Origin of the sequence: Paraburkholderia oxyphila NBRC 105797 (assembly GCF_000685075.1) — a bacterium.
GTDB lineage: Bacteria > Pseudomonadota > Gammaproteobacteria > Burkholderiales > Burkholderiaceae > Paraburkholderia > Paraburkholderia oxyphila.
Window position 1 is genome coordinate 129851 of sequence record NZ_BAYD01000013.1, and the last position, 14533, is coordinate 144383.

Genomic DNA, 14533 nt, shown 5'->3' on the forward strand with positions numbered 1-14533 from the left:
AGTGAACCGAGTTGTCATGGAAAAGCCGGCACGCGGCCTGAAAGAAAGGCTGAATGAAGTTGTCATAGACAGGCTCAAGTCTCGTCCGATGGAGGCGGTACTCGTCCTCCTGTATGTGACTCTGATCTGGGCTGCGCCTAACTTCTTTACGTTGGAGAACCAGCTTAACGTTTTGCGAAACGCCACGTTGCAAGGCATCATTGCGTTCGGCATGACGATAGTGATCATCTCTGGCGAGATCGACCTGAGCGTGGGTTCAGGTGTAGCGTTTGCGGGGTGCGTCGTGGCGCTGATCGTCCAGCGATTTTCCGATTCGCTCGGCAACGTGATCTCGGTCCTGCTGGGGTGCGTCCTCGCCGTAACCGCGTTGAGCTGCACAGCGCTAATGTCGGGATTGCTGCGTCAATACACGCGCGTGCCAACCTTCATATCGTCATTGGCTCTGCTGACGGGGCTCTTCGGCGTCGCCAACCTGCTCACCAGCGGCTTTCCGTTGACCCCGTTTCCGGACTGGTATGGCTTTCTGGGAAGTGGCTATCTGCTCGGCATACCCGTGCCCGTCTTTTTCTTTGTCGTGATTTTTGTGGCAACCCACATGCTGATGAAGCACACCACGTTCGGCCGTGCGGTGTATGCGGTGGGCGGCAACATGGAAGCGGCCCATCTTTCCGGCATCCGCATCTGGCGCGTGAAGACCGCTGCACTGGTCATCACGTCCGTACTGACTGCCCTGAGCGGTATCCTGGTGTCATCGCAAACCATGGCCGGCAACGCGGCCGCAGCTCGCGGCTGGGAGCTCGACGTGATCTCATCGGTGATCATCGGGGGAACCAGCCTCTTCGGCGGGCGCGGTCAGATCTGGGGCACGTTGATCGGTGTCATGTTCCTCGGCATCATCATCAACGGGATGACGCTGATGAACGTCAGCGAATATTGGCAGTACGTGGTCCGGGCACTATTGATTCTGGGCGCGGTCCTGTTGAATTCCGTGTTGGAGAAGCATCGTGAGCAATGAATTCCTTAGTCATGATTTGTCGCGTGAATTCGCCGGGCGCTCTGCGCTTGTTGCGGGCGGAAGCACGGGTATCGGCCTCGCCAGCGCCAGACTTCTAGCGTGGCGTGGTGCCGCCGTGACGATTCTGAGCCACGATGCGAAGGCTAACGCGGAAGCCGTCAAACAGGCGCAGACGGACGGGCTGAAACTGCAAGCGGTGACGGGCGATGCCAGCGACGGTGCCGCAGTGGCCGAAGCCGTGCAGCAGGCAGTACGATTCGGCGAGGGACTGCATGTCCTCGTCAATTCGGTGGCGATGCATCCGTACGGCGACGCCCAGACCACGGCCGAAGCCGTGTGGGATCGCACTATCGCCGTTAATCTGAAGAGCGCCTATCTGCTCGCACACCACGGCGTGGCGCATCTGCTGTCCGCGCGCGGTGGGGCGATCGTCAATGTGGCGTCTAATCAGGGCTCGGCGTGTCAACCCAATGTCAGTGCGTACGCAACGACAAAGGGCGCGTTGCTCGCCTTTGCGCGCACGCTGGCGGTCGACTTCGGACCACAAGGGGTTCGCGCCAATACTGTCAGCCCGGGACCCGTGGCCACGCCCATGCTGCAAATGGCGGCCACCAGGTTTCGACCGGAGGAAGCACTGGACGCGGCCTACGAGCGCTTCGGAGAATCCGTACCGCTGCGGCGCGTCGCCATGCCCGAGGAAATTGCAGAACTGATTGCCTTTCTCGTCGGGCCACGCGGTAGCTATTGCAACGGCGCCGACTTTGTCGTCGACGGCGGTCTGTTGGCTGCGCTGGGTATCTGAGGCGTATCTATGACGAATGTCTGGCCCTTGGTGTGGTCTCACGGTCGTGGTTGGGTGGAAGCTGTGGGGGGGATGCTCGGCCCCGTGCATTTCCGTTTGCCAGATGATCGCGAAGTGCAGCCTTTCGCTGTGTTTCCATGGGCCGACGAAACGCCGCCGCCTGAACAACCCGTATTGACGGGACTGATTTCACGCGGACGCGGCGAATGGCCCTGTGTACCCTTTGGGCAAGGTTCCGGGCCGGTCGATGCGGAGTGGGACCCGCCTATTCATGGCGAAGCCGCACACAATCGATGGCATCGCATCGACAACGGCGAGGACCCGTCCCGAGTGCGAGTACGTTATCACTGCGCCACTGCAGGCCCAGTTGCATCTTTGGAGCGGCATGTTAGCGGAATAGATGGTGAGCCCGGCATTGACTGCCGCTTGATTGTGCGCGTCCGGCGGCCTTGCGCGCTGCCTGTCGGATTGCATCCGACATTGCGTATGCCCGCGCGCCCGGGGGGGCTTGTGATCAATCCCGGCACCTTCGCGTTTGGGCTGACCTACCCGGAAGAGGTCGAGCCTGGCAGGGACGTGGTGGCGTCCGCGCGGGAATTCGCGGACCTCGCCGCCGTGCCGCGTCGGGATGGCGGTGCAGTCGACCTGCGAACCTTACCGCTTGCGGAGTCTTCGGAATCGCTCGTGCAGTTATGTGGTAGCGACGGGCAGGTAGACGTCACGAACCTCGACGAGGCTTACCGCTTCAGCCTGCGCTGGGACCCGCGCCAGTTGCCGTCGTATGTGCTGTGGATCAGCAATGCCGGGCGCAGAAACTGGCCGTGGAACGGTCGGCACTACGCGCTGGGCGTCGAACCGGTATGTGCCGCTTTCGACCTTGGCGTGTCAGCAAGCGTCGGCGCAAATGCCATATCCGCGCGTGCCATACCCACGTCCTTATCATTGCGCCCGGAGGTACCCCTCGTGATCGACTATCGGCTCGGCGTCAGTACGGCGAGCGAGCCCACATCGCTCTCCATCGCGCCATATTTCTCATGACCTGCCGCATTGGTGGGCGATTCGACAGGTTTGGCAGCGATCCGGGACTCGATGTCGAACGTGCGTAGATGGCCGAGAGCAGTCTCATGATTCTAGTTTGCCAGCTCGGCAGTGACAAAGGTATGCGAAGGGTATATTTCTTCCCTGATGGGACATTTACGTCACTCCAAAGCGGCCATTCGCCAACCAATGAACAGCGGGTCTATCGGTGGCTGCCTGGGGAGTTGAAGTCAAGACTTGTTCGTGACAGAGCTGGCAACTTCAGGAATCGAGCACAAGTGGTCCTAATGAATTATCGATAAGAGCTTTCCATCCGCCGCCGGGCTGCTCGCGCAGGACTGTCGTTGCGACGACTTCCCTCGTGGGAACTTCCCAATTCGACTCCTTGTACTCCAGAGTCCATCGGGACAGGAACAGTGCAAACCCATCTGCTTCAAAAACGTGGGTTTTGAGCTGCCTGGCTGACGCACCCGATTTCATCGCACGTTCGAAAAAACTGCGTAGCTGTGATCGTCCGCGGACTGTTCTTCCCGGGCCCAGTGACGACGACAGCCCCATCTTCATAGAAGCCCATGACGGTATCAATGTCGCGAGTATTGAACGTTCGATCCAATAACTCCACCACATGTTCCGGGCTGCTTGCGATCACAATTTTCCTCTGAGACACATCACATCGTGGACGGGCGACCGGTCGGGTAGCCACAGCCATTAGGGCAGGGCCTTCGACCTGACTTCTATCGTATTCTGCGGGAAGATGAACAGGCTTGTCGATGATCTGGGCATCGACGCCGACGGACCGTTCTGGGCCGGACAGCGTCCGCGCGCCGACCGGCGTTGCTGCTTCAACGTTGGTTTGCTCCACCATCTCCAGCGCGTCGTCGCCCTCGATACCCAGGTATCGAACTGTGCTCTCGAGCCTATTGACTGCTGGCAATAGAGCACGATATGTGCCCTTCCTGATTATGCCTTGTAATGCGATGTGCCAGCCGGCCGTACTGGCGTGTCGACACTTGCGGCGAGCCGTGGATCCGGCTCGGAAACAGGTAGTCACCCGACGCAAGAGTTGCCGCCTTGATCCACGCTTCCACGCTCGCACCTGTCTGCTCCGTGATCTAGAACTGGAACGGCCGCCGCGTCATCTGCTGCATGACGGTTGCTCGCACCGCCACGCGCGAGCCGTGGCAAACGTCCGAGACTCGCAGCCTCGTGAGATCGCACGCCCGAAGCTTGCTGTCGATCGCCAGATTGAACAGTGCCAGGTCCTGCGTGCTGCCCGCGAGCTGAAAACGGATACGAATCGCACAGATCTCACTGAGTTTCAGCGGTGGCTTCTGGCCGGTCAGCTTTCCCTTGGTCCATGGCACGCGCCGCGCGCTGCCGACGTCAAGAGCTATTCGCGAAGTTGCCGCTGGCCGCAACCGCAGACGACTACGCCGCGCTCAATCTCAGTGTAACCCCTGGATAGGATATCAATCATACTTGTATGGTAGTATAGCTAAACCGTACGGGGCGCCGTCTGCACAGTCGTCGCCCTGTAGATCGAGCCGTGCGTTGCGCTCCGCCGCAGCGAACGGTTGTCACTGATTTTGCAAGGATGGATTCTTGAAGATCGCTCGCGCCGATGTGATCGTCACCTGTCCGGGGCGGAATTTCGTCACCCTGAAGATCGTCACTGACGAGGACGTATATGGCATCGGCAGCGCAACAGCCATGTGGGATCGCACTATCGCTGTTAATCTGAAGAGCACCTATCTGCTCTCACCCCGCTCATCGAACCCGCCGTGCAGATCTCCCGCAATGGGCTCCGGGACGAGACATCACGCCTTCGTACACGGCAAGTCACTACCAAGGCCCTTGTAGACGTACGAGACCGAAATGCCTGTAGAGGTGCGAGGGTGGATAGCTCCCGCCTCTGCGACGCCTTACCTTGTGACTGGTCGGTAAGGATTTTGCACTCGCCGCGTCCAGGCTTGATCGCGTGTTGCGGGGTGCGTCAGTCCGAATCACCGATCGAGACGTTCGAGAGCGGTCTCGGACGTTAGTTTTCCCCACGGGGTCGGTTGAAGGCGATCGAGAAGCAAGGTCGCCGCATCGCAATGTGGCTCGATGCAAACATTATAGAAAGTAATACTAAATAATCGGCGTCTCTCTCGCAAGCAACACGGAACTTCAGATGGCTGAAGTGGGCGCTCGGGCGCCATCAATATAAAGATTGTGCCTTTTATGGGTTTGGAGAACAATGATGAAAAAGATTTTGACGGCGGCCGCGCTCGCGGCACTAAGCGGCGCTGCTTTCGCGCAGAGTAGCGTCACGTTGTATGGTCGCATCGATGTGGGTGTTGACTACATCAGCGGGTTGCCGAATTCCAGCTATACGGGTTCGACATCACGCTGGCGTGCGGAAAGCGGCAACTGGGGAGGGAGTTTTTGGGGCTTCAAGGGGGTCGAGGATATCGGCGGCGGCACCAAGGTTTTGTTCCAGCTCGAAAATGCGTTCAACACAATGAATGGTCAGTCCGCGAACAACCTGATGTTCAACGATATTGCGACGGTGGGGTTCTCGCATGATTCGTACGGCACGCTGCTCCTGGGCCGAGAAGCATTTATCTCGAATGGGGATTGGGATTTTGACCCGTTCGGTCAGACTTCATGGTCGTCGGCTTCGCTGGTGCGCGGGCGCAACTGGCCGAAGTCGAGCAACAACATTTCGTACCAGTCGCCCAAGTTCGCCGGGTTTGACGTGTACGGGCAGTATTCGCTGTCGAATGCAACGAGCTGGAACGGCAACGGAACGACAGCCCAGGGGCGTCAGGACGGACTGCAGATTACGTATACATCGGCGTTGTTTCAGGTTCGCGGCATCTATGACGAAATTCGCGACCCGCAAAACGGTTTGCTCGATAACCCGTTCACCCATTCCCGGGAGTATACGGCGGGTGTGAACGTGTTTCTGGGACCAGTGACCTTGCGGAGTGTCTACCAGGCACTCCGTACCTCGGGAGGCGCCGTTGCGGGTGCCGGACCGACTTCGCTCGATCACGAGTGGGCCGGTGTGAACTGGCAGGTTACGCCGGCCGCGTCGCTCATCGCCGCTGCGTATCACGTCAACGCGAACAAGGGTGGCGGCAACGCAACCATTTACTCTGTCGGCGGTACGTACAACCTGTCCAAGCGAACCTTGCTCGACTTCCAGGTCGCTACCGTGCGGAACAGCTCAACAGCCAACTTCGGACTTGACGCAAACAGTGAGGGTCCGGGTGGGGTGCAGGCAGACGGATCCTACAACGAAAATCCGCTGCCTGGACACAGCCAGTCGGGTGCGTTCGTGGGTATGCAGCATCTCTTCTAAGGACCGTCGCTGGAAATTTGTTTGACGCTGCTGCGAGAGGCGCGTTTTTGGGTGCGGCTCATCGAGTCGCACCGCTTTTTTGCCCTCGTCGTTAGCCGCATTCCCGTCTGCGTCAATCGTTCGCGCTTCGGACCGTCGACAGGTTAGATCGATCCGCTACCAGGGGCTCTCACCGTCAGATGATTGATGACGTTCCTGACTCCGGGGACATTCGCCGCGAGCTGCGCTGCGCGATCAACCTGCTGGGCATCTGGAGTACTGCCTTCGAGCGTGACGTCGCCGGAGGCAGAAAGCACTGAAATCCGCGACGCGTTGATGCCATTGGCGCTGGCAAGGGCGCCGCGCACTTGCGTTGCGAGGCGGGGGTCTGATGATCCGGCCTGCGGGGCGGGAGCCGTGTCGGCTCCGGCGGCATATGCACCACATGCCACCGTTAGTCCGATCAGCAGTGTTACGAACGACAGTTTGCAAGGCATTTTTCTTTCTCCTTCGAATCCTCGCCTTGGAGGCGAGCGCGCGCCCGATAACTCGGAAATGAGTTGGTGTCAGCTGTTACGATGCGCTGCACGGATCATCGTCAACGAGCTGATTGCCGACTCCAGATTGCGAGAGGTCGCGGTGATCCCGGTTGCTGTGCATCGTTCGGGCGCAAGTCGGTGCTGCCACGGGAGCACTCGGCCATCATGGCACAAATTGGAAAGTCGGTCAGGCGACGCCTCCGCGCCGATGGGAAGCTCCGGCTGGATCCGAAGATATCCGAAGCGCCGCAGACAACGGGCGATAGCATTGGTGTGACTCGCGCACTCAGTAACCACGCCCTCGGTGCTGAATCGCTGCAGTTCGACGTGCCCGGCCGCGCCGACAGCACACTGATATGCCAGACTACGTGGCTGGGCGGTGCGGGGATGCCGGCGGCGGGGGGGCGCATCCAGTGAGGCGCGGACAACTGCGCGCGATAAGCCCTCACGCGCGCGAACAACTGCCTCGCGGTTAAGATATGCGCGAAGCGCCGGGCGCATGGCGAACTCGCGTGGCGTTGAAACGCGAGTCAGCGCTCCGTCCAGTGGGAAATTCCCGACATCGTCGAGCGTGTACGGTCGCCCGCGAAGAATCACCGTGATCGCGGTAGTCGGAGGTTGCGCGAGCGGTGGTTTGAAGCGGCTTCAGTGTGATGGAGAGCGTGAAAAGTGAATCCTAACAAAATTGATTTAAACCTGTTGATCGTCTTTGATGCCCTGCTGCGCACGCGGAGTACGACGCTCGCGGCACAAGAACTACATCTCACCCAATCCGCAATCAGTAACGCGCTTAAGCGCCTGCGTTTCCTCTTCGAAGACCCGTTGTTCGTGAAGGGCGGGCGCGGAATGGTGCCGACGGCATTTGCACTCGAAGTGGCGCAGCCTGTTCGCGGTGGACTTGACTTGATCCGTTCGGCCGTAACGGCGCGCGCCAGTTTCGATCCCGCAACGTCGGATCGGGGCTTCCGGATCTACATGAACGAGCTTGGACAGACGGTTCTGATGCCGCGCCTGCTCGCAGCAATCGCCGACGAGGCACCCGGGATCACGCTGACAAGCGTCGAGCTGGCGCCTAATGAAGCCTCGGCGGCGATGGAAACCGGCGAAATTGATTTCGCGTTTGGCCATATCAGTGACCTCAAGACAGGTTTTCACCGGCAAATACTGTTCGAAGAGCGCTACGTGGCGCTGGTGCGGAAGTCGCATAGCCGTATTCGAGAGCAACTGACATTGCGTGACTTCTTCGACGCGAAACATGTTGCGTACCACCCGGCGTGGATAGCGATGTCGACATTCGAGGATACGGTCGATCGCTTTTTTGAGGAGCATGGCGAATGCCGCAAGGTGGCGTTACGCCTCGCCTATTCTTTGGGGCTCGCCGGTCTGCTCGAGGCAGCGGACGTATTGGTATGTGTGCCGAGTCTGCTTGCCGGGGTGCTTGCCCAAACCGGGAACTTACATATCTTTCCGTTGCCCTTCGATTCCCCGGTCTTTCGCGTTTCCCTTGTCTGGCACGAACGTAATCAGGTCGATGCAGGGCACCAGTGGCTGCGGGAGAGGATTCAAGAGCTGTTCATCAGTGAATCTACTTAAGTAGGTTCACCGGTATTTATGGCGTAAATGAAGGAGATTTACACAAAGCGTTAGATTCAGTCCAGATCATTGCTTATATTTCCGCGAACACCCGCCGTTTGAACGGTGTGCAAGGAAACACAGGAGACAGCAATGATCAGTTCAACGCTTCGGCGTCGGAGGGGAAACCCCGCGCGCGTGACGTATCGTTCTAACGGAGCGAACTCCATTGTTCAAAGCGCGGGTCCCACGCAAGGCGGGGCGCAATGAACGAAGACAAAATCGCGCATTACGGCCTCGAACTCTACAAGGCGCTGCGACGCGCCGTGCCGGTCGAGCCTCTGACTGAGCGGGAACCGTCGCTCAGTATCGAAGACGCTTACCGCATCCAATTGCACACGCTCGAATTGCGCACGACGCGGGACGGCGAGCGCGTCATCGGCAAGAAGATCGGGGTGACGAGCCAGGCGGTCATGGACATGCTCAACGTGCGACAACCGGATTTCGGTTGCCTGACGTCGGCGATGTCGTTTGCCGACGGCGCCAGGATCGACATTCGCACCTTAATCGCGCCCAAAGCCGAAGGCGAAGTAGCCTTTGTGCTGAAGCATGACCTCCTTGGTCCGGGCGTCAGCCCGCAAGACGTCATGGCCGCGACCGAAGTCGTGCTGCCGTGCTTCGAAATTGTGGACTCCCGTATCCGGAATTGGCAGATCCGCATTGAGGATACGGTCGCCGATAACGCGTCCTCGGGCGTCTTCGTGCTCGGTAATAAGGCAGTCGATCCGCGTGACATCGATCTGGCCAGTGTCAGTATGAAACTGGTCAAGAACGGTGAGACCGTCGTGACTGGCGTCGGGGCTGCGGCCCTTGGGCATCCAGCGAATTCGGTTGCGTGGCTTGCAAACACCCTTGGGGCACTTGGTATGCCACTTAAGGCCGGCGAAGTCATTCTTTCAGGAGCGCTTGGCGCCATGGTTCCGGTGCAAGCGGATGACATGCTTCAGATGTCGCTTGAAGGTATCGGTGACGTTACCGTCTCGTTCGGCCCCCCCTGATTTCTACATGAAATATCGACAGAAATGAATCAGTTGATTACATCGCAATCCTCAGTAAATGGTAAAAGAAAACTGAAGGGCGCAGTCATTGGGTCGGGTAATATCGGCACCGATCTCATGGTCAAGATCCTGCGGCACGGCAAGCATCTGGAGATGGCGGCGATGGTCGGCATCGACCCGAATTCCGATGGCCTCGCGCGCGCCGCGCGTCTGGGCGTGGCGACCACGCATGAAGGTGTCGAAGGCCTCACGCGGCTGCCCGTGTTCGAAGCAATCGATTTCGTGTTCGACGCCACCTCGGCGGGCGCGCACGTAAAGAACGATGCGCTGCTGCGCAGGTTCAAGCCGTCGATCCGCGTGATCGATCTGACGCCCTCCGCGATCGGGCCGTACTGCGTCCCGGTGGTCAATCTCGACGCGCATATCGATGCGCCGAACGTGAACATGGTCACATGCGGTGGCCAGGCGACGATTCCCGTCGTCGCGGCCGTGTCGCGCGTGGCGAAGGTGCACTACGCGGAAATCGTTGCGTCGATCAGCAGCAAGTCGGCGGGACCGGGCACGCGCGCGAACATAGATGAGTTCACTGAAACGACCTCGAAGGCCATCGAAGCGGTCGGCGGCGCGGCGAAGGGCAAGGCGATCATCGTGCTGAATCCGGCGGAGCCGCCCGTGCTGATGCGCGACACGGTCTATACGCTTTCCGAACTCGCGGATCGCGACGAGGTCGAGCAGTCGATCGAAGCGATGGTTGAGAAGGTGCGAGCGTATGTGCCGGGCTATCGACTGAAGCAAAAGGTCCAGTTCGACGAGATTCCCGCGAACGCACCGCTCAATATTCCGGGCCTGGGGAAATTCAGCGGCCTGAAAACCTCGGTGTTTCTCGAAGTGGAAGGTGCCGCGCACTATCTGCCCGCGTATGCAGGCAATCTCGACATCATGACTTCCGCCGCGCTCGCGACCGCCGAACGCATGGCGCAGACGCTCTTGAGCGTGCAGGGAGCCTAAAACTGTGAGCAAGAAACTCTATATCTCCGATGTGACGCTGCGCGACGGCAGCCATGCGATTCGTCACCAGTACTCGATCCAGAACGTGCAGGACATCGCGCGTGCGCTCGACAAGGCGAAAGTCGACTCGATCGAAGTCGCGCACGGCGACGGCCTGCAAGGGTCGAGCTTCAACTACGGCTTTGGCGCGCACAGCGACCTCGAATGGATCGAAGCTGTGGCCGACGTGATCGAGCACGCGAAAATCGCGACGCTGCTGCTGCCGGGCATCGGCACGATTCACGATCTGAAGGCCGCGTACAACGCGGGCGCGCGCGTGGTGCGTGTGGCGACGCACTGCACGGAAGCGGACATCTCGAAGCAGCACATCGAATACGCACGCGAACTCGGCATGGACACCGTGGGCTTCCTCATGATGAGCCACATGACCACGCCGGAGAGTCTCGCGGTCGAAGCAAGGAAGATGGAAAGCTACGGCGCGACGTGCATCTACGTGGTCGATTCGGGCGGTGCGCTGACGATGAACGATGTGCGGGATCGATTCCGCGCGGTGAAGGCCGTGCTGAAGCCCGAAACGCAGACCGGCATGCACGCGCACCACAACCTGTCGCTTGGTGTGGCGAACTCGATCGTCGCGGTGGAAGAGGGCTGCGACCGCATCGATGCATCGCTCGCGGGCATGGGCGCGGGTGCGGGCAACGCGCCGCTCGAAGTGTTCATCGCGGCGGCGGAGCGTATGGGCTGGAATCACGGCACCGACCTCTACACGCTGATGGATGCCGCCGACGACATCGTGCGTCCGCTGCAGGACCGTCCGGTGCGCGTGGACCGCGAGACGCTCGCGCTCGGCTACGCGGGCGTGTATTCGAGCTTCCTGCGCCACTCGGAAGTGGCCGCGAAGAAGTATGGCCTGAAGACGGTGGACATCCTCGTCGAACTGGGCAAACGCCGCATGGTGGGCGGTCAGGAGGACATGATCGTCGATGTCGCTCTTGACCTGCTTCGAGCGTAACAGCAACGAGGCATTGCTGCCTCACCCGTCTCATCATCATTTTAGAAAGGAGACAACACGATGACTTCAGTTTCGAATCTGGGTTACCTTGTTCTTGGCGTCAGTGATCTGGATGGCTGGGAAAGATTTGCGGTCGACATCATTGGGCTCCAGTTTGGACGCCGCGTTACGGGCGAGTCGCTGGCTTTGCGTATGGACGATTACGCGCAGCGAATCGTGCTGGAGAAGAGCCCGGAAGATGACCTGCTCGCCGCGGGTTGGGAGTTCGACTCGGACGAGGAGCTTGATGCGTTCGTTGACCGGGTCAGACAATCCGGTGCCTCTGTCAACCAGGCGGAGCCTGAACTCGCGAGCCGCCGCTGCGTCCCGCGGCTGTTCACCTGCATCGATCCCGACGGCGTAAGTCACGAGTTCTATACATGCGCCGCGCGAGCGGCGGGTACCGATCCGTTCCGTTCAAAAGTGTTGCGAGGTCGCTTCAACACCGGCCGTCTAGGTGTCGGCCACTACGTTGCGGTCCCGAAATCGGTCGAACTGGCGAATGCGTTCTGCAAAGACGTCCTTGGCCTGAAGGTGAGCGACCATGCACGCGGCGAGATGGCCCCGGGGGTCGTCCTTGAGATCGCGTTCCTGCACGCCAGGACGGGGCGCCATCATTCCGTGGCGATTGCAAAGGTCCCGTTTCCATTCAAGAAGCGCATCCACCACATCCTTGTCGAAGCGACCGACTTCAATGATGTGGGTCTCGCGTACGACCGCTGCGCGAAGGCGGGTATTCCGATGGCGATGGAGCTGGGTCACCACCCGAACGATCAGATGTTCTCCTTCTATGTGCAAACGCCTTCTGGATTCGCGCTCGAATTCGGTCATGGCGGTGTCGTGGTCGACGACAGTACGTGGGACGTTCGTCAATACGCGGAGCTAAGCGACTGGGGGCATCGTGCTCACCCGCCAGGAAAGAATGATTCGAGTGCACATTAAAAAGCCGGTTCACCGCGTTTTCCCAGCCTGCAGGATAGACAAGGAGTGAAAGATGTCCGTATTGACAGAAGCATCGACCAGCAAGTTCATAACGATCGACGAAGCGGGTCTCAAGAATTTCAGGATTCACTATAACGACGCCGGTAGCGGTCCCGCAGTCTTGATGTTGCACGGCGGGGGGCCGGGCGCGAGTGGCTGGAGCAACTATTACCGCAATATCGAAGCATTCGTCGGTGCCGGCTATCGTGTACTTCTGATTGATTGCCCAGGATTTAACAGGTCCGATGAGATAGTCTCGGACGTACCGCGCAATGTGCTGAATGCACGAGCGACGAAGGGCGTGCTGGACGCGCTGAGTATCGACAAGGCACATCTGGTGGGCAATTCGATGGGGGGTGCGACGGCGCTCGCGTTTGCACTCGACTATCCGGACCGCGTGAATCGTATGGTGCTGATGGGCCCTGGTGCACAAGGCCCAAGTATCGTTCAGCCGCAACCGAGCGAAGGCATCAAGCGCATGATCAAGCTCTACGCGCACCCGACGTATCAGAATTTCGAGGAGATGCTCGACGTGTTCGTCTTCGACCCGGCAGGAATTACAGAGGAACTGCGCCGCGGCCGCTGGAAAAACATTGAGTCGAATCTCAACCACCTGAAGAACTTCGCGGAAAGCGCCAGGCTTAGCCCGTTCACGAGTTGGGATCTCTCCGCACGTTTTTCCCACATTCCGCATAAGACGCTGATTACCTGGGGGCGTGACGACCGGTTCGTCCCGCTCGATACCGGCCTGCGCATGATCAACACGCTACAGGATGCCCGTCTGCACGTGTTTTCGAAGTGCGGTCATTGGGCGCAATGGGAATACGCTGAGGAGTTCAACAGGCTCGTTTTGTCATTCCTGGAGAGCTGATCGCAGCGAGTTGTCTGCTTGCCTCGGCCGAACAGACGCGTGGTATATGCACCGAAGTCTAACGCAGTCGCTTCAATCGATAAATTTAGTATAACTATATTTGGAGACACTTGGATGAAGTCAGCGAGAAGGGTGGGACGGACTATTGCAGCCGCGACGATGGCCTTATCAGGCGCTGCTCACGCGCAAGGGTCGGTGACGTTGTACGGCGTCGTCGATGCAGGTTTTCAGATAACCAGCAAAACGGCGGGGCCCAACGGCACCAATGCCGGACGCACGTTTGCTTTGACTGATGGGGGGGCTGGTCCGTCTGTTTTTGGCCTGCAAGGAAGGGAAGACCTCGGCGGGGGACTGCAAGCGATTTTCGCGCTGGAGAGCGGCATCGATGTTGTCAATGGTGGTTTCAACAACTCAAATGGCAATCTGTTTGGTCGTCAGGCTTGGGTCGGTCTGACCGGATCATTCGGCACGATCAAGCTAGGTGAGCAGTTTTCCCCGTTTTTCCTTTCCGTGTTTGCTTCGGACCCACGAACCTTCTCGTCGTTCGGTAGCGGCATCGTGTTGTATGGCAATAACGTGTTCCTGACTGGCGCCGTGAATGCAAACGCCATTTCGTACTCGTCGCCGACGATCGCTGGATTCCAGGGTAGTGCGCTGTTTGCACCGGGTGGCATCGCCGGCGATTTTCAGGCCGGTCGCCAGTGGGCCGCGAGCATTCAGTATGACTACGGTCCGCTGACCATCAACGCCGCGATCTATGACGGTAACGCGGGGGGCCAGGCGACGCCCGTTCCCACCGGTGTCGAATTCCTGGGCCGCACGCTCGGTGTCTCCTACCGGTTCAGTCCGCTAACGCTGAAGGCGTCTTTCACCAGCTACAAAGTAGCGGGATCGTTTAACGACGACGTGTTTGGCGGAGGCTTTGACTACGCTGCGCTCCCGTCACTCGACCTGAATGGTGGGGTGTGGTACACGACCGATCGTAATAACAGTAACAACCATTCTCTGATGGGAGCGGCGGGTGTCAATTATCTGTTATCCAAACGAACGACACTCTACACTCAGATCGAGGTGGTCAACAATCATGGGGCGATGAATACGGGATTTTCAGTATCCATGCCACAACTGCTTTTCGGTGTTCCGGGAACGGCCGTTGGTGCCAACGTGGGCATTCGCCACACGTTCTAGATAACCCAATCAGTACGCGAGGCGTGCAGGCGCCTATCCCGGTCCAATGCCAGATGTAGTAGATCTAATTCAGGAATGTTCG

The 14533-nt window shown here is 59.2% G+C and carries 13 protein-coding genes and 1 pseudogene; 11 read left to right on the forward strand and 3 right to left on the reverse strand.

What is annotated here, in order from left to right:
- Position 1 precedes the first annotated feature (1 nt).
- The 3 genes from BO1_RS11965 (at position 2) to BO1_RS60180 (ending at position 2855) form a co-directional block, all read left to right on the forward strand.
- Positions 2-1015 carry an ABC transporter permease gene (locus BO1_RS11965; RefSeq protein WP_052409431.1) on the forward strand — a complete coding sequence of 338 codons (1014 nt, stop codon included), beginning with the start codon at positions 2-4 and terminating at the stop codon, positions 1013-1015.
- Complete coding sequence (locus BO1_RS11970; RefSeq protein ID WP_218002800.1) at positions 1005-1817, forward strand: SDR family NAD(P)-dependent oxidoreductase; 813 nt, start codon at positions 1005-1007, stop codon at positions 1815-1817. The genes BO1_RS11965 and BO1_RS11970 overlap by 11 nt, the downstream gene beginning before the upstream one ends.
- A gap of 510 nt (positions 1818-2327) precedes the next feature.
- Complete coding sequence (locus BO1_RS60180) at positions 2328-2855, forward strand: hypothetical protein (protein WP_167338335.1); 528 nt, start codon at positions 2328-2330, stop codon at positions 2853-2855.
- A 433-nt stretch (positions 2856-3288) separates the two neighbouring features.
- Here BO1_RS60180 and BO1_RS60590 read toward each other — a convergent pair whose 3' ends face one another.
- Positions 3289-3720 (reverse strand): hypothetical protein, encoded by a 432-nt coding sequence (locus BO1_RS60590; protein WP_174490593.1) that lies wholly within the window; start codon positions 3718-3720, stop codon positions 3289-3291.
- Positions 3700-4249: pseudogene (locus BO1_RS61085) on the reverse strand (integrase); the annotation flags it as partial. The gene BO1_RS60590 and the pseudogene BO1_RS61085, both read right to left, overlap by 21 nt.
- A gap of 848 nt (positions 4250-5097) precedes the next feature.
- Here BO1_RS61085 and BO1_RS11990 point away from each other — a divergent pair.
- Positions 5098-6204 carry a porin gene (locus BO1_RS11990; RefSeq protein WP_028217767.1) on the forward strand — a complete coding sequence of 369 codons (1107 nt, stop codon included), beginning with the start codon at positions 5098-5100 and terminating at the stop codon, positions 6202-6204.
- A gap of 143 nt (positions 6205-6347) precedes the next feature.
- Here the strand turns inward: BO1_RS11990 and BO1_RS57385 are convergent, their stop codons facing one another.
- Positions 6348-6680: a BON domain-containing protein gene (locus BO1_RS57385; protein ID WP_084687896.1), complete on the reverse strand. Its 333-nt coding sequence runs from the start codon at positions 6678-6680 to the stop codon at positions 6348-6350.
- Positions 6681-7391: 711 nt separating this feature from the next.
- Between BO1_RS57385 and BO1_RS12005 the strand changes: the two genes are divergently transcribed.
- The 7 genes from BO1_RS12005 to BO1_RS12035 all read left to right on the forward strand — a co-directional run bounded on the left by BO1_RS12005 (position 7392) and on the right by BO1_RS12035 (position 14451).
- Positions 7392-8315 carry a LysR family transcriptional regulator gene (locus BO1_RS12005; RefSeq protein ID WP_028217769.1) on the forward strand — a complete coding sequence of 308 codons (924 nt, stop codon included), beginning with the start codon at positions 7392-7394 and terminating at the stop codon, positions 8313-8315.
- Positions 8316-8560: 245 nt separating this feature from the next.
- On the forward strand, positions 8561-9352 hold the full coding sequence (locus BO1_RS12010) for a fumarylacetoacetate hydrolase family protein (RefSeq protein WP_028217770.1): 792 nt from the start codon (positions 8561-8563) through the stop codon (positions 9350-9352).
- Positions 9353-9376: 24 nt separating this feature from the next.
- Positions 9377-10360, forward strand: coding sequence for an acetaldehyde dehydrogenase (acetylating) (locus BO1_RS12015; RefSeq protein WP_043284579.1), 984 nt, complete (start codon positions 9377-9379; stop codon positions 10358-10360).
- Positions 10361-10364: 4 nt separating this feature from the next.
- A complete protein-coding gene (gene dmpG / locus BO1_RS12020) occupies positions 10365-11372 on the forward strand; it encodes a 4-hydroxy-2-oxovalerate aldolase (RefSeq protein WP_028217772.1) in 1008 nt (335 codons plus the stop codon).
- Positions 11373-11432: 60 nt separating this feature from the next.
- Entirely contained in the window at positions 11433-12353 is a 921-nt protein-coding gene (locus tag BO1_RS12025; RefSeq protein ID WP_028217773.1) for a VOC family protein, read from the forward strand.
- Between the two features lie 52 nt (positions 12354-12405).
- Positions 12406-13263 carry a 2-hydroxy-6-oxo-6-phenylhexa-2,4-dienoate hydrolase gene (bphD, locus tag BO1_RS12030; RefSeq protein ID WP_028217774.1) on the forward strand — a complete coding sequence of 286 codons (858 nt, stop codon included), beginning with the start codon at positions 12406-12408 and terminating at the stop codon, positions 13261-13263.
- 114 nt (positions 13264-13377) lie between these two features.
- The gene (locus tag BO1_RS12035) at positions 13378-14451 is read left to right on the forward strand and encodes a porin (RefSeq protein WP_028217775.1); all 1074 of its coding nucleotides are present in this window, start codon (positions 13378-13380) and stop codon (positions 14449-14451) included.
- Positions 14452-14533 lie beyond the last annotated feature (82 nt).